The organism is Agrobacterium sp. K11, assembly GCF_059429395.1.
In genome coordinates, this window is sequence record NZ_JCAHRB010000007.1 from 200796 (window position 1) to 218287 (window position 17492).

Below are 17492 nucleotides of genomic sequence, written 5' to 3' on the forward strand. Positions count from 1 at the left end.
GCGAAAACAAAAAGAGAGCATTTCTGCAGATTGCCTCGGGCAGCCCTCAGCGACCCTGGCCGGAAATGCTTTCAATGAACCGAACGGTGATGCCATGCCTTCCGCCTTTCTTGCCGACCGCCGCCTGATCAGAGTTTCCGGCACGGGTGCCGAAGAGTTTCTGAACAATCTGATCACGGCCGATGTTGAAAACCTGCCGCAAGGCGAGGCGCGCGCCTCGGCACTTCTGACGCCGCAGGGCAAGATCCTGTTCGATTTCCTGATCGCGCGCGATGGGCCGGATTATCTGATCGAGTCGGGCGCTGCCGAACAGGATGCGTTGCTGCGCCGCCTGACCATGTACAAGCTGCGCGCGCCCGTCGATCTCAAGGCCGAACCGATAGAAGGCGTCAGCGTTTTCTGGAGCGACAGCGTGCCGGAGGCGGGCGCGAAGGACGGCCGTTTCGCCAAGGCCGGCATCAATCTGTTCCGCGTGCCGGGTGCTTCGGCCTCGGGCGACATAACGGCATATGATGCCCTGCGCATTGAGTACGGAATTGCCGAATCCGGCCGGGATTACGCGTTGCAGGATGCTTTTCCGCATGATGTGCTGATGGATGTGAATGACGGCGTCTCGTTCAAAAAGGGTTGCTTCGTCGGTCAGGAAGTCGTCTCGCGCATGAAACATCGCGGCACGGCAAGAAGGCGGGTCGTCACCGTTTCGGCTGAAAGCGCGCTTCCCGCAACCGGAACCGAAATCACCGCCAATGGGAAACCGGTCGGGGCGCTTGGAACCGTTTGCGGCAACACGGGACTTGCCATCGTGCGGACAGACCGCGTTGCCGATGCGCTCGCCTCCGCCACGCCGCTCATTGCCGAGAATGTTCCCGTTACTGTAGCCTTGCCGGCCTGGAGCGGCATCTCCTTCCCCGTCGTCGATCCTGCGGTACAGGCGGAGGAATAGGCGTGGCGCCCGCTAAAAGTCCGCGAGCCTGGCAGCGCATGCTTTCTGGACGGCGGCTCGACCTGCTCGACCCCTCACCGCTCGACGTAGAAATCGCCGATATCGCCCATGGTCTTGCCCGCGTCGCCCGCTGGAACGGCCAGACGCGCGGCGATCATGCCTTCTCCGTCGCCCAGCATAGCCTCATCGTCGAAAACATTTTCTGCCGCATATGTGCGAATGCGACGCCCGACGATATGCAGATGGCGCTTTTGCACGACGCCCCGGAATATGTCATCGGCGACATGATATCGCCGTTCAAATCCGTGGTCGGCGGCGGTTATAAAACCGTGGAGAAAAGGCTGGAAGCGGCCGTGCATCTGCGCTTTGGCCTGCCGCCGCATGCCTCGCGCGAATTGAAGGACCGCATCAAGAAAGCCGATACGGTTGCCGCCTTTTTCGAGGCGACGGAGCTTGCCGGTTTTTCCATTGCCGAGGCACAGAAATTCTTCGGCCTGCCGCGCGGCATCACCCGCGATATGTTCGACATTATCCCGCTTCCCTCGACCGAGGCGCAGAAGCGGTTCGTTGAACGCTTCGAGGCGATCGAGGCGATGCGCGTGGTCAAAACCGGCAACGCGGCTGGAGGGGTTAAATGACTTCGATCGTCGTATCGCCGTTGTCGCGGATCGCGGAAATGGCCGTGAAGCACAAAGCCCGTGAAATGGTGACGCTGATAGCAAAGGAGCAGACCTTTCACCGCCCGGCGGTGATCTCAGCCGAAAGGCACCTGACCCTTGCGATGAACGACATCAGCTTCAAGGGCACCGGCGATCTCATCGCGCCTGACGATGCGCATGTGCTGCGGCTGATCGATTTCGCCCGCGAATGGGACCAGTCCGCACCGCTTCTCATCCATTGCTGGATGGGCGTGTCGCGCTCTCCTGCCGCAGCCGTCATTGCAGCACTCAGCCTTTATCCGGATCAGGACGAGATGGCGCTTGCGCTCAGCCTGCGCACCGCCTCACCTTACGCCACCCCCAATGCCCGCATCATCGCAATCGGGGACCGGTTGCTTGGGCGGGATGGCAGGCTGGTGGCGGCAATCAAGACGATCGGCAGGGGCGCGGATACGGACGGCAACGTACCCTTCGTGCTGCCTCTCTCCAACTGACGGCTCCGTTTTTGGCGGAACCCCTGCGGCATCCAGTCGTTACCAAAGTAGAACAGCAATAAGAATCACGGGATAATTCATGGAACAACAGGCAACGGATATCATCGTCGCATCGCAGGCAGCGGTACGGCAGGCGAGCACGCTGGCGGTGCAATATTCCTTTTCGATCATCGGTGCGCTTCTGCTTCTGATCATCGGCTGGCTGGCCGCGACTTTCCTGCAGCGCTGGGCTTTTCAGGGTCTGTCCCGCATCCGCGGCTTCGATGCGACGCTTGCCGGTTTCTTTGCGGGTGCCATCCGTTACGTGGTGCTTATTCTGGTGCTGGTCATGGTGCTTGGCCAGTTTGGTGTACAGACGGCCTCCATTCTTGCGGCACTCGGCGCTGCCGGCCTCGCCATCGGCCTGGCGCTTCAGGGCACATTGCAGAACATCGCCGCCGGCATCATGCTTCTGGTGCTGCGTCCCTTCCGGGTTGGCGAATATATCGAGACTGGCGCCGTGAGCGGCACGGTGATCGAAATCGGCCTGTTTGCGACCGAGCTTAAAACCAGCGATGGGCTTTACCGCCTTGCGCCAAACTCCACCCTGTGGAACGTGCCGATCACCAATTACAGCCGCTTTCCCTCACGCCGCCACGAATTGAGCCTGACGGTTAAGAGCGACGAGGATCTGGCTGCGGCGCAGGACATGCTGATGCGTGTGGTGCGCTCGGAAAGCCGGGTACTTCTGGACCCCGCACCCGTTACCTTCGTGGATTCGGTCAGCGCCGACAGCGCCACCGTGAAATTGCGCTACTGGGCGCGCAGCGACAACTACTTCGCAACCACGCGCGACGTGACGAAGGCAATGAAGCTCGCTTTCGATGAGCGCAAGGCGGAATTAACCGCACAAACCGCGTGAATTGAGAGCGTCCCAGCCGCTCCCTTCTCCATACAACTTTTTCCCATATGAAAGCCGGCCCTGAGCCGGCTTTCACCATTTTTCGCGCAAGGGTGGCGGCAGGCGCTCTTGCGTCTGGCGAAGGACGTGTTTATACGCCCTATGCGTAATGTTATTACATAACTTACCCTTCGATTTATAACCACATAAGGGCCAGAAGAATGCAAAAAACCATCACCCGCGTCACCGGCGCGCTTGCAATCGGTTCCATGCTGCTGATGACAGCCCCGGCACTGGCGGCCGGAAAAGACAAGACGTCCACCGCGCATAGTCACAGCCACGATCACAGCCATGGCCAGACCGAAGCCGAGAAACAGATCTACAAGGGTTACTTCGAGGATGCGCATGTGAAGCCACGCATGCTTTCAGACTGGGAAGGTGACTGGCAGTCAGTCTATCCCTATCTGCTGAATGGTTCTCTCGATGGGATCATGGCGGAGAAGGCAGCCCACGGCGACAAGACAGCAGCCGAATATCGTGCCTATTACGAAATTGGCTACAAAACGGATGTCAATCGCATCACCATCAAGGGCGACAACGTAGCGTTTTATAAGGAAGGCAAACCAACGCAAGGCACTTATGTCAGCGACGGCCAGGAAATCCTGACCTACAAGAAGGGTAATCGCGGCGTGCGGTACATCTTCAAAAAGACCGGCGGCGATGCGGATGCACCGCAATTCATCCAGTTCAGCGATCACACCATCGCGCCTAAAAAAGCCGGCCATTACCACCTCTACTGGGGCAATGACCGCAAGGCCCTTCTGGACGAGGTGACCAATTGGCCAACCTATTATCCGTTCCAGATGGATGGCCCTGAGATCGTCGAGGAAATGGCGGCGCATTAAGACCGCACTCTTCCTGGTTTTCCGCAGCCTGTGGCCAAACCTTGAATTGTCACGATTTCGCCTTCCCCCCAGTGGGGAGAAGGCAACCAATGCGAGTTGATACGGCCCTTTCCCCGCTCACTGCCCCATGGTCGAGCGATGCGCCCAACCTGTCATGCGCTTTTCGAGCCAGGCCATGATCGCATACATGACGATACCTTCCACGGCGAGCATCAACAGACCGGCAAAGACCAGTGGCACGTTGAACTGGCTTTGCGCCGAACTCATCATATTACCGAGGCCATAATTGGAGGCGACGGTTTCCGATACGACCGAGCCGACGAAGGCGAGCGTGATGGCGATTTTCAGCGAGCCGAAGAAGTAAGGCATGGAGCGCGGAATGCCGACCTTCAGCATGATATCCATCTTCCTGGCGCCAAGTGCGCGCAGCACGTCCTCCGTTTCCGGCTCGATGGTGGCCAGACCGGTCGCGACGTTGACGACGATGGGGAAGAAGGAAATCAGGAACGCAGTCAGAACCGCAGGAACAGTGCCGATGCCGAACCAGATGACGAGGATCGGCACCAGCGCCACTTTGGGGATGGCGTTAAAACCGATCATCAGCGGATAAAGCCCGGCATAGATGGTTTTCGACCAGCCGATAAAGAGGCCGATGGCGAGACCCGCCGCGACGGCGATCGCAAAACCGAGCGTGGTGGTATAGAGCGTCTGCAGTGAGTTCTTCCAGATCGGCGACCAATATTGCACGATGGCCTGCCCCACACGCACGGGCGATGGCAGAATGGTTGGCGGCATTTTCAGCGCGTAGACCAGCAATTCCCACATTGCAAACAGCGCCAGCGTATAGAGCCAGGGGGCGGCCTTCACCCAGTTGACCCGGGCGATCAGCGGTTTCGACGGCGCGGTTGCCATGCTGCTTTCCACAAACGCACTCATGCCGCGACCCTCGCCTGCGCTATCTCGCCATGCAGTTCCTGCACCATGTCGTTGAAACCCTTGTCATACATGATATCCAGCTGGCGCGGTCGCGCAAAAGGCACGCGGTGTTCCGCCAGCACGCGGCCCGGCCTTGCGCTCATCACGAAAATCTTGTCGGCGAGAAAGGTCGCTTCGCGCAGATCGTGCGTCACCAAAATGATGGTAACCCGCTGCGCCGTATGCAGATCACGAATGACGCACCACAGTTCCTCACGGGTAAAGGCGTCGAGCGCGCCGAAGGGCTCATCCAGCATGAGAAGGTCCGGCTCGTGGATCAATGCGCGGCAGAGATTGGCGCGTTGCTGCATGCCGCCGGAAAGCTGCCAGGGGAATTTCGAGCCGAAGCCTTTGAGGCCGACGATTTCCAGCAGGCGTTCGGCTTTGGCGACATATTCGGCCTTATGCGCGCGCAGACGCCGGCGGTGTTTCTCGACGATCTCCAGCGGCAGCAGGATATTTTCGAGCGTCGTGCGCCAGGGCAGCATCGTCGGGTTCTGAAATGCCATTCCGACAATGGACACCGGTTCCGTGACCTGCCGACCGGCAACGATGACATTGCCCTTTTGCGGAATGTGCAGCCCCGTTACCAGCTTCATCAGGGTCGACTTGCCGCAGCCCGACGGGCCGACGACAGCAGCGAATTCCCCCTTGTCGACCGTCAGGTTGAGGCCGGATATAGCCAGCGTTCCGGCCGCCCCGCCGTAACGCATGTCGACATTGTCTATTTCCACGAGATGTGACATCGCAGTCCCCTTTTCAGCCCCCCATGCTATTTAAAAATTGCAAACCGCCCGGACCGGCAAGCGATCCGCGCGGTCGCCGTGACATCAATCAGGGAAGCATGCGCTCTTCCTTGGGCGGCAGGTAAGCCGCGTCGAAGACCTGCTCTGCCTTGACGTTACCTTTCAGACCCATGGAAACTTTCAGGGTCTCGAGGGAGGCAGTAAGCCGGGCCGGATCGACGCCGCCCATGCCATTTTCCACCACATAGGGCGTCTTGATGTTCATGCTGTTGGCCATGTTGAGGCGTTCCAGCTCAATCGCGCTGTCAAGCGTCTCGTTACGCTTGAGCACGGCCGCCACACCCTCTTCAGGGGTCTTGAGGGAATCGGCGAAGCCCTTGGCCAACGCCTTGAGGAAACCCTTGACGGCATCAGGGTTTTTCTCAGCAAAATCAGTGTTTACCAGCACGGCATTACCATAAAGATTCAAGCCATGCTCGGCCATCAGGATGGTCGAGATATCGTCATCGGCAATGCCCTGTTTTTTCAGGTTGAGGATCACCGAAAAGGCAAAACCGAAGACGCCGTCGACATCACCCTTGGCGAGCATCGGCTCACGCACCGGAAAGCCAATCGATTCGATCTTGATTTTGCTGTCGTCCAGCCCCGCGACCTGCTTGAAGGCTGGCCATTGCGCAAAAGCGCCATCCGGCGGCGGCGCGCCGAGCTTCTTGCCTTCCAGCGACTTCGGGTCGCCAGTGACACCAAGCGACTTGCGGCCGACGACGGCAAATGTCGGGCGTTCATAGACCATGTAAACGGCCTTGACCTTCTGGCTCGGATCCTCATCGAGGAACTTAATCACCGAATTGATGTCGCCGAAACCCATCTGGTAAGCGCCGGTTGCCACGCGCGGAATAGCCTCCACCGAGCCGTTACCGCTGTCGATCGTCACGTCGAGGCCTTCGGCCTTGAAGTATCCCTTGTCCAACGCCAGCAGGAAACCTGCTGCAGGTCCCTCGAATTTCCAGTCGAGCGTGAATTTCACCGGCGTTTCGGCATGGGCGCTCGTTACCGGCAGCGACAGCCCGGCAGCGGCACCGACTGCAGCAATGGCCAGAGCTCTCGACAACAACCTACGCGTTAATATCATCTGTTCCCCCTGATGGTTATGGTTGGATTGGTTGCATAAGACCCAATTCCAGCCATCAAGGCAAGATAAAATTGCATACAAAATAGCCGTTATTTTGTATGCTTATTTTAAAGGCATTCTTGGTCAACCGGCAGGCAAAAAGCCCGATTTTTGCCCATCCCCGCATGCAACGAAGCGACAGTAATATCGTTCACGCAGCGAACACAGCGTTCTCACTTGCCGGGGTTGCGGATCAGGCGCAGCGTGGGACAAATAGGGCCACAAACAGCAGGCAAAACGGCGGGGACGGCACGATGAATTCTGCACTGGGCATACACCACATCACGATGATCACCCGGAAGGTGCAGGCGAATGTCGATTTTTACGCCGGCTTTCTGGGCTTAAGGCTTGTCAAACGCACTGCCGGTTTTGAAGATGCCATGCAGCTTCACCTGCTTTACGGCGACGGAAACGCCTCGCCCGGCTCGCTTTTGACCTTCCTCGTCTGGGAAGACGGTGGGCAGGGCCGCGTGGGTTATGGCCAGACGCTGGAAGTTTCACTGGCGATCGACCCTGCCAGCATTGGTTTCTGGCTGACGCGCGCGCTGAAATTCGGCATCCGCGCGGAGGGCCCATCCGACGAATTCGGAACCCCTGTCATCCGGTTGAAAGACCCTGACGGCCTGATCGTCAAGCTGGTCGGCACGAACGCCTTCGCCGACGCCACTCCGCATGTGACAAACGACATCCCGGCAGAAGACGCCATTCGCCGGATTTATGGTGCGACGATGCTGAGCGAGGTGCCGGAAGAAACCGTGGCGTTCCTTACAAGATATTTCGGATACCGGCAGGAAAGCCAGACAGGCGCGATCCGCCGGCTCGTATCGCAAAGCGGCGACATCATCGACGTGCGCGACGCGACCGGCTTCTGGTCCAGCGCCCCGGGCACCGGCACTGTTGACCACATCGCTTTCCGCGCGAAGGATCTGGAAGAGTTGAACGCGGTTCTGGCCGAGCTGAAATCGCTGAATTCCAGCACCACGAATGCCCACGACCGGAAATATTTCCACTCGCTTTATGTCCGCGAACCGGGCGGCGTGCTGATTGAAATGGCGACCGACGCTCCCGGCATGACCGTGGACGAACCGCTGGAGGCACTCGGCGAAAATTTGTTCATCCCGCCACTCTTCATGAAGGACGAAGCGGATGTGCGCGTTGCGCTGCCGCAATTTTCGATGCCGGGCGAAGAACGTATCGTCTATCGCGACCTGCCCTTCGTGCACCGCTTCTATACGCCCGAAAAGCCGGATGGCAGCACCATCATCCTGCTGCACGGTTCCGGCGGCAGTGAAACCAGCCTGATGCCGCTGGCGCACCGCGCTGCTCCGGGCGCCACGCTTCTCGGCGTCCGTGGCCGCAGCACGGAGGAAGACATCGCCCGCTGGTTCCGGCGTCTGCCCGATTTCAGCTTCGACCAGAAGGATATCGTCTCGGAAGCGGAAGCCTTTGCCGCCTTCATTGACGGCGCCATTCGGTCCTATGGTCTGGATCGCTCTAAGCTGCGCTTCATCGGCCATTCCAACGGCGCAAATTTCTATGCGGCCTTCGCGGCACTCTACCCGGAGCTTGCCGGGGATGCGCTGCTTTATCGCCCGTTGCCGATTCTCGATAGATGGCCGGAAAGTGATCTTACCGGACGCAACTTCCTGCTCGTAGCCGGAGAACGCGACAAATATCGCGACAGAGCGGCAGATGTGCAAGGCAGGCTTGTGGCCGGCGGCGCGCGGGCAGAAGTGCAAATGATCGATGACGGTCACGATCTTGGGTTTGCCGATATCGAAGCGGCACGGCACTGGCTTGCGGCGTGACATCTGACAATACTGCGTTGCCTCGTGGTTTAGTCTCCCCCGCCGGCCAGAAAGCCACGGCAGCGGTATAAGGGGCAAAGGCCGTGAGATTGGGCAACGTTTTCCCCTCATCCGACCCTTCGGGACACCGTCTCCCCGGCGGGCAGAAGAAACAAACGGCAACCTCCCGCATCCCTCAACCAAGCCTTGCATAAATTCGCCAAAACGGCTTTAAAAACAGCTTAGTAATTGGAGAGTCTGTTTGGAAATCCCGTTTCTCATCCTCGCCGTCATCGCAGCCTTCATCTATACGCTGGTCGCAAGCATCCGCAATTCAAGCCGCATCAAGTCGCTGGAGCGTGAGGTTAACGGCCTGAAGCGGCTGATGGCCACCGGGGCGGCCTCTCCTCTTGCCGCACAGGCGGAGGCGGATTCAGCCGCGGAAAACCCGGATTTCAGGGCGGAAGAAGAAAACCGGGCTTTGCCGGAAGAAGAGTTCGTCGAAACGGAATATCCGTCCGAAACCGAAATGGCCGCGGCCATGGCGCCGGCGGAGAACCTTGCCAGCGCGGAAGAGACAAGTGCGCTTTCCACTGAGGCCGCATCCGCGTCAGCCCCGAAGGAAAGCTTCGAAAGTCTGCTGGGCGCACGCTGGGCAGTGTGGGCAGGTGGGCTGGCGCTGGCGCTCGGCGGCATTTTCCTGATCAAATATTCGATCGAGTCTGGGCTCCTGAGCCCGGCCGTGCGGCTTTCGCTCGCCGCCATTTTCGGCCTCGGTCTCGGTCTTGCCGGCGAAGCAATCCGCCGCAGGGCCGTGCCGGGCATCGCTACGACCTATTCCAACGCCATGATACCTGGCGTGCTGACGGCCGCGGGTGCACTGACGCTGTTCGGCGTGGTTTATGCGGCCTACGGCATTTACGACTACATAAGCCCCACCACCGCTTTCATCCTGCTCGGGCTTGTCGCCTTCGCCACTATTGGCCTTTCACTTCTGCACGGGCAGGCGCTCGCCGGTCTTGGCCTTTTGGGTTCGATGCTGACGCCTGCGCTGATTTCCACTGAAACCCCGAATATCTGGGCGCTCTTCGTCTTCCTCACCATATCCTGGCTGGCAACGGCGGCGGCTGCGCGCAGGCAGCGCTGGACCGTGGCTCCCTCGCTTGCCAATGCCGGTCTCGGCCTCTGGGCGCTCGGCTATATCGCCATCGCCGACACGATCAGTGCTGCACCTCCGGTCCTTGCGCTGCTCGTCATGCTTGCGGGTACGATCTTCCTCTGGCCCGGACGCTATTTCGACACAGCACCTGCCGAAACGGGAGAAACCGTAACTTCCGGGCGGCGCGCCGTTCGCGCCATGCGGCTTTTGCTGCGCCCGTCGCTTGCCATCAATCTCACCGTCTCAATGGCCGTGATCCTGCCGGCATTCAGCTTTCTCGTCATCGGCGCCGGCATCGACCTTCATCCGGCCGTGATTGTCTCAGCGCTCATCGCAGGGCTGGCTGCCCTTGGTGCTTCCCGCCGCAACGCGGTCTGGCCCGCCATTATCGCAGCACTTGGCGCGCAGGCTGCGGTCTCGGTGATGTCTCGCTCCGGGCTCGATTTTATCGGCATCATCAACGATACCTCGATTGCGCTGCCGCCGGTGCGAACCGGCTACATGGCTGAAATCGCCATGGCGCTTGGTCTTGGCGCCATTCTTTTGCTCTGCGGTTTTTCCTTCCTGAAACGCAAGGGCGCGGACGATCCGGATTTCGCCCAGCTCTGGGCGGGGATTGCAGCTCTCTTCCCGGTCTGGCTCGGAACCGCGAGCTTCGTCGAATATGGAAATCTCGGTCGTGACTGGCTGCATGCAGCCTATGGCCTCGGCCTCGGTTTCCTGCTGATCTCCGCTGCCGAATGGCTGCACCGACAAAACAACGAGGCCTATCGCAAGCCGCTCAACATCCTCGTGCTTGGCTCCTTTGCCGCATTCGCGCTAAGCCTGCACACGCTGACTGAGGGGCTTACGACAACCATACTGCTTTCCGTCATCGGTTTCGGTTATGTGCTGGCAACCCGACAGCGCAACTGGGATGTGCTGCCCTGGGTTATGGCGGTGGCAAGTGTTGCCGTTCTTGGCCGCATCGCTTGGGAGCCGACCATCGTCGGGCCGCAAAATCTTGGGCTCACGCCGGTCTTCAACGCGCTTCTGCCGGGTTACGGCATTCCGGCGCTGCTAGCTATCGTCTCCGCCTGGATGCTGCGCGACTGGCCGGGCTTCCGGGCAAAGAACTTCCTGCAGGCTATCGCCAGCCTGATGGGCCTGCTGGCGGTCGCAATCCTCATCCGCCATGCGATGAATGGCGGCACACTGGACGAAAGCGTGCCGACGCTTGGCGAACAGTCGATCTATACGCTGCTGACCATCGGTTTTTCAGGCGTACTGATGACGCTCGATTTGAAGAGCCCCAGCCCCGTCTTCCGTTACGGCTCGATGATTGCAGGCGTTATCGCCGTCATCAACGTGCTGGTGATGCATTTCTTCACGCTGAACCCCTATTTCATCGGCGAAAATACCGGCCGCATCCCGTTCCTCAATTTGCTGCTGATCGGTTACCTGCTGCCGGCGCTTGCCTATGGCGGCCTTGCCTATTACGCACGCGGCAAGCGGCCTGCAGCCTATGTCAGCCTGCTGGCCGTGGCGGGTGCCGCACTTGGCTTTGCCTGGGCCACGCTTTCGGTCCGCCGCTTCTGGCAGGGTGAAAACATTGCCAACTGGAAAGGCTTCCTGCAGGGCGAGACCTACAGCTACTCGGTGGTCTGGCTGTTGATCGGCGTATTGCTGCTCATCGTCGGTTCGCGCTTCAATGCCCGCAGCCTGCGTCTGGCATCCGCCGCCTTCGTGCTGATCTCCGTCGCCAAGGCATTCCTGATCGACATGAGCAATCTTGAGGGCGTTCTGCGGGCGCTGTCCTTCATCGGGCTTGGCGCCGTGCTGATCGGTATCGGTCTGTTCTATCAGAAAATCCTCACCCGGCAGCCGAAGACATGATCCCGGCTGAGGCTTTTGCGCCCTATGAGGCGCTTGCGCAGGACCTTATCCCGCATGCCGCCGATGCGGGCGACGGCTCGCACGATCTTGCCCATATCCACCGCGTCTTCCGCAACGCCATGCGCATCCATGCGGGCGAAGGCGGCGATGGCACGGTGCTTGCGGCCAGCGTGCTTTTGCACGATTGCGTGGCGGTGGAGAAGAACTCGCCGCTTCGCGCGCAGGCCTCACGCCTTGCGGCGGAAAAAGCCTCCGGCATTCTGGCCGGGCTTGGCTGGCGTCAGGCCGATATTGACGCCGCCGCGCATGCCATCACCACACATAGTTTTTCCGCCAATATCGAGCCGCAGACGCTGGAGGCAAAGATCCTTCAGGATGCCGACCGGCTGGACGCCATCGGCATGGTGGGAGCGGCGCGCTGCTTTTACATTGCCGGACGCATGGGCTCGGCGCTTTACGACCCGGCCGATCCGCTGGCCAAGGACCGTCCGCTTGATGATCGCGCCTTTGCCATCGACCATTTCGAAACCAAGCTGTTCAAGCTTGCGGATGGTTTCCGCACCGAAACCGGGCGAGAACTGGCAAAGGCCCGCCATGAGCGGCTGAAACAGGTGCTGGGCCTGTTTCTCGACGAAATCTGAGGAGACCTGAATGCGTGTGACCGAACTCAACATCTACCCGCTGAAAAGCGCGCGCGGCATAGTCCTCTCGAAAAGTGATGTTTCGGCGGAAGGCCTGCCCGGCGACCGGCGCGCCATGCTGACCGACCCCTCGGGCCACTTCATCACCCAGCGCGAATTGCCTGATATTGCCACGGTTCTGGCACAGCACGCGGATGGCGGCATGGTGCTTTCGCGGGAAGCAGGTGGCAAGATTTTCGCCAGGCCTTCCGGGCAGCGCATGGATGTGGCCGTGTGGAAATCGATCGTCAGCGCCAATATCGCCGATAGCGAAACCAACGACACATTGTCTGAGTGGCTTGGGCGCGAGGTGAAGCTGGTGTTCTTCGACGACATCGCAAAACGCATCGCGAGCCTCGAATGGACCGGCAACGAAACGCCCGTCACCTTTGCGGACGGTTACCAGATACTCGTCACCACCACCGCTTCACTTGCAGCCCTTAACGACAATATGCGTGCAAATGGCGAGGACGCCGTCGGCATGGAGCGGTTCCGGCCCAATATCGTGCTGGAAACGGACGAGCCGTGGGCGGAGGATCGCTGGGCGGCGATCGAGATCGGCGGCATTCGTTTCGACCTCGTCAAGCCCTGCGCCCGCTGCATCATGACGACACAGGACCAGATCACCGGCTCGCGCGATGTACCTTCCCCCATGAAGGCCATGGGCCGCATCCGCATGTCCGGCGACCGGCGCGTGCCCGGCCCGCTCTTCGGCTGGAATGTCACACCGCGCGGCAAAGGCAGGCTAGCTGTTGGCGATGTGGCAAAGGTAGTCGAGGAACGGCCGGACGGCTGGGCGATCAAGAGGCGTTAAGCTGTCGGGCGATGCATCTCACGATCTCGTATCAAGGCTTCTTCGCACCGACGATCAGGAAAATCGGACGGCGGTCTTCGTGTTTCATCTCCGGCCGCTCCGCCAGCAGGGCGGGATCGGGCCTCGGTTCCGCGAGCCGCGTGATCGCAAAGCCTGAAGTCAGCAGGGCGTTGAGAATGCCTGACACCGTGCGGTGATATTTGACGACATCATCCGCCATCCAGTTGGAATGGCGCACGCCCTCGTTCTGATAGTTATCGAGCGGCCAGTGCAGTATTTCGCCATCTTCGCCGTAGAACCAGTCCTGTTTGTCCAGCGCCGTGAACACGGGGTGCTCGATGGAAAAGACAAAGTCACCGCCGGATTTCAACACGGAGAAAACTCTCGCGAATGCCGCATCGAGGTCGCGGACGTAGTGCAGAGCGAGTGAGCTCAGTACCAGATCGAAGCTTTCCGGCGCAAAATCGATGTCCTCGATCGCGGCGCGGCGATATTCGATGCCGGGGCCGCCGTTTATCTCGGCGGCGCGGCGCAGCATATTTTCCGACAGATCGACCCCGACGACATGCGCCGCGCCCTGCTCTACGGCATGGCGGCAATGCCAGCCAAAACCGCAACCGAGATCAAGAACTGTCTTGTCTTTCAGCGTTGGCAACATGGCGCGCAGCTCATGCCATTCGCCCGCCTGACGCAGACCCTCCAGAGAGCGTGGCATGGCGCTGTAGCGCTCGAAAAACTGCGGGTCGTCGTAAATATTCTGCTTCATCGTTGCCTCACCTTGCCCGATGGCATTTCACCTGAGTGTCTCATCAATCGCACGAATAGTGCCGTCAAGAAAAGTTGCTAGTGGGGCAGCCTTGCAAAAGATAATATTCCTCTCATCAAAGGGGAATTTTGCGGCACAGCGTCCCACGGGGCGAGGTGCTGCATCGGGAGAGTTTCATGTCGCAAGCCACACGCCAAACCATGCCCTGGGCGATCATCGTCGCCGGGTCGCTGATCGCGGTCATGACCTTCGGGCCACGCTCGGCGATGGGCTTTTTCCAGCTACCCATGCTGGCCGATACCGGCTGGGACCGCTCCACCTTCGGACTTGCCATGGCGTTTCAGAACCTGTTCTGGGGTCTAGGCCAGCCATTCTTCGGCGCCATCGCCGATAAATTCGGCACCGGCCGTGTGCTCGTGCTTTCCGGCTTTCTCTATGCGGCTGGCCTCATCTGCATGTCCTTCGGCACGTCGCCCTTCTGGCTGCATTTCGGTGGTGGCGTGCTTGTCGGGCTTGGCATTGCCGCTGGTTCATTCAGCGTCATTCTTTCGGCCTTCGCGCGGCATGTTACGCCGCAGCAACGCTCGCTTGCCTTCGGCATCGGCACCGCGGCGGGATCGGCGGGCATGTTCCTGTTTGCGCCAATCAGCCAGGGCCTGATTTCCACCTATGGCTGGTCGGACAGTCTCGTTTGGCTTGCCGTGATGATGATGCTGGTGCCACTGCTGGCCTATCCGATGCGCGGCAATTCCTCGTCCGGCAGCCAGTCGCAGACGCAATTCAAGCAGACGGCAGGCGAGGCGCTGAGAGAAGCGCTCGGCCACAAGAGCTATCTGCTTTTGACCACCGGCTTTTTCGTCTGCGGTTTTCAGGTGGCCTTCATCACCGCGCATTTTCCGGCCTATCTCGGCGATATCGGCATCGAACCCCGCTATGCGGTCATCGCCATGGCGCTGATCGGCTTCTTTAACATCATCGGATCGCTTGCCGCCGGCGTCATTGCCCAGCGTTACTCGAAACCCTATCTGCTGGCCTATATCTATATCGCCCGCTCAATCGCCGTTACAGCTTTCCTGCTTCTGCCGCAAACGCCGCTTTCGGTCATCATCTTCGCGGCCGTGATGGGCATCCTGTGGCTTTCCACAGTGCCGCCGACCAATGCGTTGGTGGCGATCATGTTCGGCACGCGCCATCTCGGGATGCTGGGTGGCGTCGTATTCCTGTCGCATCAGATCGGCTCGTTCCTCGGTGTCTGGCTCGGCGGCTTCCTTTACGACAAGCTCGGCTCCTACGATCTCGTCTGGTGGCTCGGCGTCGGCATGGGGATTTTTGCGGCCATCGTGCATTGGCCTATTCAGGAACGACCCGCACCTCGGCCAGCAATGGCCTGAGGCTATACCGCCTTATCGAGCGCAGGCAGCACCGCCTTGCGCTCCAGTGCCTTCAACGCCGCCTGCACGAAACCGTCGCGGGCGGCGTTTTCATTGAGGCCGCGTGGATCATAGACATGGCGGTGGAGAAAATGGCCGGTCAGGCGAAAGGCTGCCGCGAGGCTGTTGCGGTCGGCCGCCTTCGACTGACCTTCGCTCAGGAAAGCGGGAAGCGAAAGCATACGCGCCGCATAGGGCGCGCCCGCCGTACTACAGACCGCCCTGCCCGTTTTGGGCGATACATAGATGAGATCGGTGCGCAGGCCCGTTGCCGCGCATTCCGTGAGATCGAGACCGAAACCAAGATCGTTCAGCACCGCCAGCTCGAACCGTACGAACAATTCGCCAGCATCGACCGGATCATGGAGATTGTCGAGAATGACGTCGAGCGCCTGATAGAGATGCGGATGCGGGTCACGCTCCGGCAGAAGCCGCAGCAGCGCGCCCATGGCCTGCACGCCATACACGGCGGTTGCCGTTTCCATCAATTGCGCTGCCCGCAACTGCAAAGGCTCAATGCGGAATTCGCCGAGATGGTCGTCAAGCCGCGCCCGCCAGATCACATCCACCCGGTTTCCCGCCTGCAGCACCGGCTGCATGCTGCGGGAGCGCCCGCCGCGCACCATCCCCAGATGGCGGCCGCGCAAACGGGTCATCACCTCGGCGATGACGCTGGTCTCGCCATGACGCTTTACGCCGAGAATGATTGCCTCGTCCTGCCACTGCATGAAATCTGTCCGAATTCCGATTCAAGCCCGATCATAACCGATCTGACGGCGAAACGTTATTCTTTTACGGTGTCGCGCGCCGCAGCAACGAGCGTCGTCACGAAATCGGCGATTTCGTTTTCACCGAAAGGCTTGCCCAGCAGGGGCGCATGCACGAGATCTTCGGGGAAACCACTCGTGTCGCCATAACCGCTGACGAAACCGAAGGGAATTCCGTGATCGCGCAGGTGGCGGGCAAAATCGTAACTCTTGCCGTCGGAAAGGCTGACGTCGAGAAGCACGCAATCGGCGCCATCCCGCCCTAATGCGTCCTGTGCCTGCGCAAGTGTCGTCGCAATCGTGATGGTTTCAACGCCGATGGACTGGAGAACCGCCTCGACGTCAAGCGCCACCAGATATTCATCTTCAACGATGATGCAGCGTTGTGGCACCATGTTTCTTCTTCTTTCAACGTGAAGGGAACCAGACGGATTTGCGCCGCTGTCGCCAATGTGATTTTCAAGCGCCATGTCGACAGAGTTCGCAAATTACGGACCCAACGTCATTTAAAAAAGACATGCCGAAAAAAGATCAGATGAAGGGTCTTGGCCGCTTTTCATCGTTTTGCCAACCGGCAACATGGCTCAGTCCGGCATCGTCCAGCACCAGACAGCCCTTGTCCGTCCAGCGAATCAGACCGCGATCGACAAGCTTTCTCAAGGTCTTGTTGGTGTGGACGATGGAGAGGCCAAGCGTATCGGCAACATGCTGCTGGGTTACCGGGATCGGCGTTTCACCCTGCACGAGATTAACCGCCTTTGCCTTGCTGTAAAGGAACGCGATGAGGTAGGCAGCACGCTCGATTGCTGTGCGCCGGCCGATGCTGAGCAAGTGGTTGTCGAGCATGCGCTCCTCGCTTGCTGCAATCCACGTCAGGTCATAGGCAAGGGTCGGATGATCGGTGAAGAGGTTGTTGAGTCGCGAGCGCTCGAAGACACACAGTGTCACCGGCGACAGCGCCTCCACTGAATGCTGCATTTCCCCCATGACCGTGCCCTGCAGGCCGACGAGATCGCCTGGCATGACATAATTGAGTATCTGCCGCCTGCCGTCTTCCAGTGTTTTATAACGGAAAGCCCAGCCTTGAAGGACAGTGTAGAGATGGGCGCTGTGCGACCCTTCCATCAAAATGACGGAACCGCTTTCGACCGCCAGTTCCCCTGTCTTGAAACGGGAGACGAAATCCAGTTCGGAAGAGGAAAAGTCCCTGAAATGCGGCAGGTCGCGCAAGGGACAGTGCTGACACGGGGTGGTGGAAATTCCGTTCGGTTTTTTTGGCGACATGAATATCCATCATCGAAAAAAAGGTTGCGCCCAATCGTTTTGGAACAACCCACCCGAATGCATTCGGTTCCCGATAAAAGGTTGAAGATATTCAGAATGTTCGTTGTGTGCCGTTCCGTTTCCGGCCGGCACATCCACATTCCTGTGCCTGTCACAG

Annotated in this window: 17 protein-coding genes; 10 read left to right on the top strand and 7 right to left on the bottom strand. The window is 59.6% G+C overall.

Annotation, left to right across the window (positions count from 1 at the left end; all coding sequences use genetic code 11):
- The first annotated feature begins 94 nt into the window (after positions 1–94).
- The 5 genes from ygfZ to AC5SEO_RS14775 all read left to right on the top strand — a co-directional run bounded on the left by ygfZ (position 95) and on the right by AC5SEO_RS14775 (position 3881).
- Entirely contained in the window at positions 95–943 is an 849-nt protein-coding gene (gene ygfZ, locus AC5SEO_RS14755; RefSeq protein ID WP_174068159.1) for a CAF17-like 4Fe-4S cluster assembly/insertion protein YgfZ, read from the top strand.
- 2 nt (positions 944–945) lie between these two features.
- The gene (locus AC5SEO_RS14760) at positions 946–1581 is read left to right on the top strand and encodes an HD domain-containing protein (RefSeq protein ID WP_003512289.1); all 636 of its coding nucleotides are present in this window, start codon (positions 946–948) and stop codon (positions 1579–1581) included.
- Complete coding sequence (locus AC5SEO_RS14765) at positions 1578–2096, top strand: tyrosine phosphatase family protein (RefSeq protein ID WP_019565367.1); 519 nt, start codon at positions 1578–1580, stop codon at positions 2094–2096. The genes AC5SEO_RS14760 and AC5SEO_RS14765 overlap by 4 nt, the downstream gene beginning before the upstream one ends.
- A gap of 79 nt (positions 2097–2175) precedes the next feature.
- Positions 2176–2997, top strand: coding sequence for a mechanosensitive ion channel family protein (locus AC5SEO_RS14770; protein ID WP_019565366.1), 822 nt, complete (start codon positions 2176–2178; stop codon positions 2995–2997).
- A gap of 200 nt (positions 2998–3197) precedes the next feature.
- Positions 3198–3881 (top strand): metal-binding protein ZinT, encoded by a 684-nt coding sequence (locus AC5SEO_RS14775; protein WP_174068158.1) that lies wholly within the window; start codon positions 3198–3200, stop codon positions 3879–3881.
- 117 nt (positions 3882–3998) lie between these two features.
- On the opposite strand, the gene AC5SEO_RS14780 is transcribed toward AC5SEO_RS14775, so the two are convergent.
- The 3 genes from AC5SEO_RS14780 to AC5SEO_RS14790 all read right to left on the bottom strand — a co-directional run bounded on the left by AC5SEO_RS14780 (position 3999) and on the right by AC5SEO_RS14790 (position 6734).
- Positions 3999–4817, bottom strand: coding sequence for an ABC transporter permease (locus AC5SEO_RS14780; protein WP_003512280.1), 819 nt, complete (start codon positions 4815–4817; stop codon positions 3999–4001).
- Positions 4814–5602, bottom strand: coding sequence for an ABC transporter ATP-binding protein (locus AC5SEO_RS14785; RefSeq protein ID WP_174068157.1), 789 nt, complete (start codon positions 5600–5602; stop codon positions 4814–4816). Before AC5SEO_RS14785 ends, AC5SEO_RS14780 begins: the two co-directional genes overlap by 4 nt.
- 88 nt (positions 5603–5690) lie before the next feature.
- Positions 5691–6734 (bottom strand): ABC transporter substrate-binding protein, encoded by a 1044-nt coding sequence (locus AC5SEO_RS14790; protein WP_174068156.1) that lies wholly within the window; start codon positions 6732–6734, stop codon positions 5691–5693.
- 293 nt (positions 6735–7027) lie between these two features.
- On the opposite strand from AC5SEO_RS14790, the gene AC5SEO_RS14795 reads away from it, so the two are divergent.
- The 4 genes from AC5SEO_RS14795 to AC5SEO_RS14810 all read left to right on the top strand — a co-directional run bounded on the left by AC5SEO_RS14795 (position 7028) and on the right by AC5SEO_RS14810 (position 13088).
- Complete coding sequence (locus AC5SEO_RS14795; RefSeq protein WP_065658293.1) at positions 7028–8581, top strand: VOC family protein; 1554 nt, start codon at positions 7028–7030, stop codon at positions 8579–8581.
- A 241-nt stretch (positions 8582–8822) separates the two neighbouring features.
- Positions 8823–11594 carry a DUF2339 domain-containing protein gene (locus tag AC5SEO_RS14800; RefSeq protein WP_174068155.1) on the top strand — a complete coding sequence of 924 codons (2772 nt, stop codon included), beginning with the start codon at positions 8823–8825 and terminating at the stop codon, positions 11592–11594.
- Positions 11591–12235: an HD domain-containing protein gene (locus tag AC5SEO_RS14805; RefSeq protein WP_003512260.1), complete on the top strand. Its 645-nt coding sequence runs from the start codon at positions 11591–11593 to the stop codon at positions 12233–12235. The genes AC5SEO_RS14800 and AC5SEO_RS14805 overlap by 4 nt, the downstream gene beginning before the upstream one ends.
- 10 nt (positions 12236–12245) lie before the next feature.
- Positions 12246–13088, top strand: coding sequence for an MOSC domain-containing protein (locus AC5SEO_RS14810; RefSeq protein WP_003512258.1), 843 nt, complete (start codon positions 12246–12248; stop codon positions 13086–13088).
- 31 nt (positions 13089–13119) lie between these two features.
- Here the strand turns inward: AC5SEO_RS14810 and AC5SEO_RS14815 are convergent, their stop codons facing one another.
- The gene (locus AC5SEO_RS14815; RefSeq protein WP_003512256.1) at positions 13120–13854 is read right to left on the bottom strand and encodes a class I SAM-dependent methyltransferase; all 735 of its coding nucleotides are present in this window, start codon (positions 13852–13854) and stop codon (positions 13120–13122) included.
- 176 nt (positions 13855–14030) lie between these two features.
- Here AC5SEO_RS14815 and AC5SEO_RS14820 point away from each other — a divergent pair, with 176 nt between their 5' ends.
- The gene (locus AC5SEO_RS14820) at positions 14031–15245 is read left to right on the top strand and encodes an MFS transporter (RefSeq protein ID WP_003512255.1); all 1215 of its coding nucleotides are present in this window, start codon (positions 14031–14033) and stop codon (positions 15243–15245) included.
- A 2-nt stretch (positions 15246–15247) separates the two neighbouring features.
- On the opposite strand, the gene recO is transcribed toward AC5SEO_RS14820, so the two are convergent.
- The 3 genes from recO to AC5SEO_RS14835 form a co-directional block, all read right to left on the bottom strand.
- Positions 15248–16012 carry a DNA repair protein RecO gene (gene recO / locus AC5SEO_RS14825; RefSeq protein ID WP_174068154.1) on the bottom strand — a complete coding sequence of 255 codons (765 nt, stop codon included), beginning with the start codon at positions 16010–16012 and terminating at the stop codon, positions 15248–15250.
- Between the two features lie 56 nt (positions 16013–16068).
- Complete coding sequence (locus tag AC5SEO_RS14830) at positions 16069–16446, bottom strand: response regulator (RefSeq protein ID WP_025592901.1); 378 nt, start codon at positions 16444–16446, stop codon at positions 16069–16071.
- 136 nt (positions 16447–16582) lie between these two features.
- Positions 16583–17335: a Crp/Fnr family transcriptional regulator gene (locus AC5SEO_RS14835; protein WP_003512249.1), complete on the bottom strand. Its 753-nt coding sequence runs from the start codon at positions 17333–17335 to the stop codon at positions 16583–16585.
- Between the last annotated feature and the right edge of the window lie 157 nt (positions 17336–17492).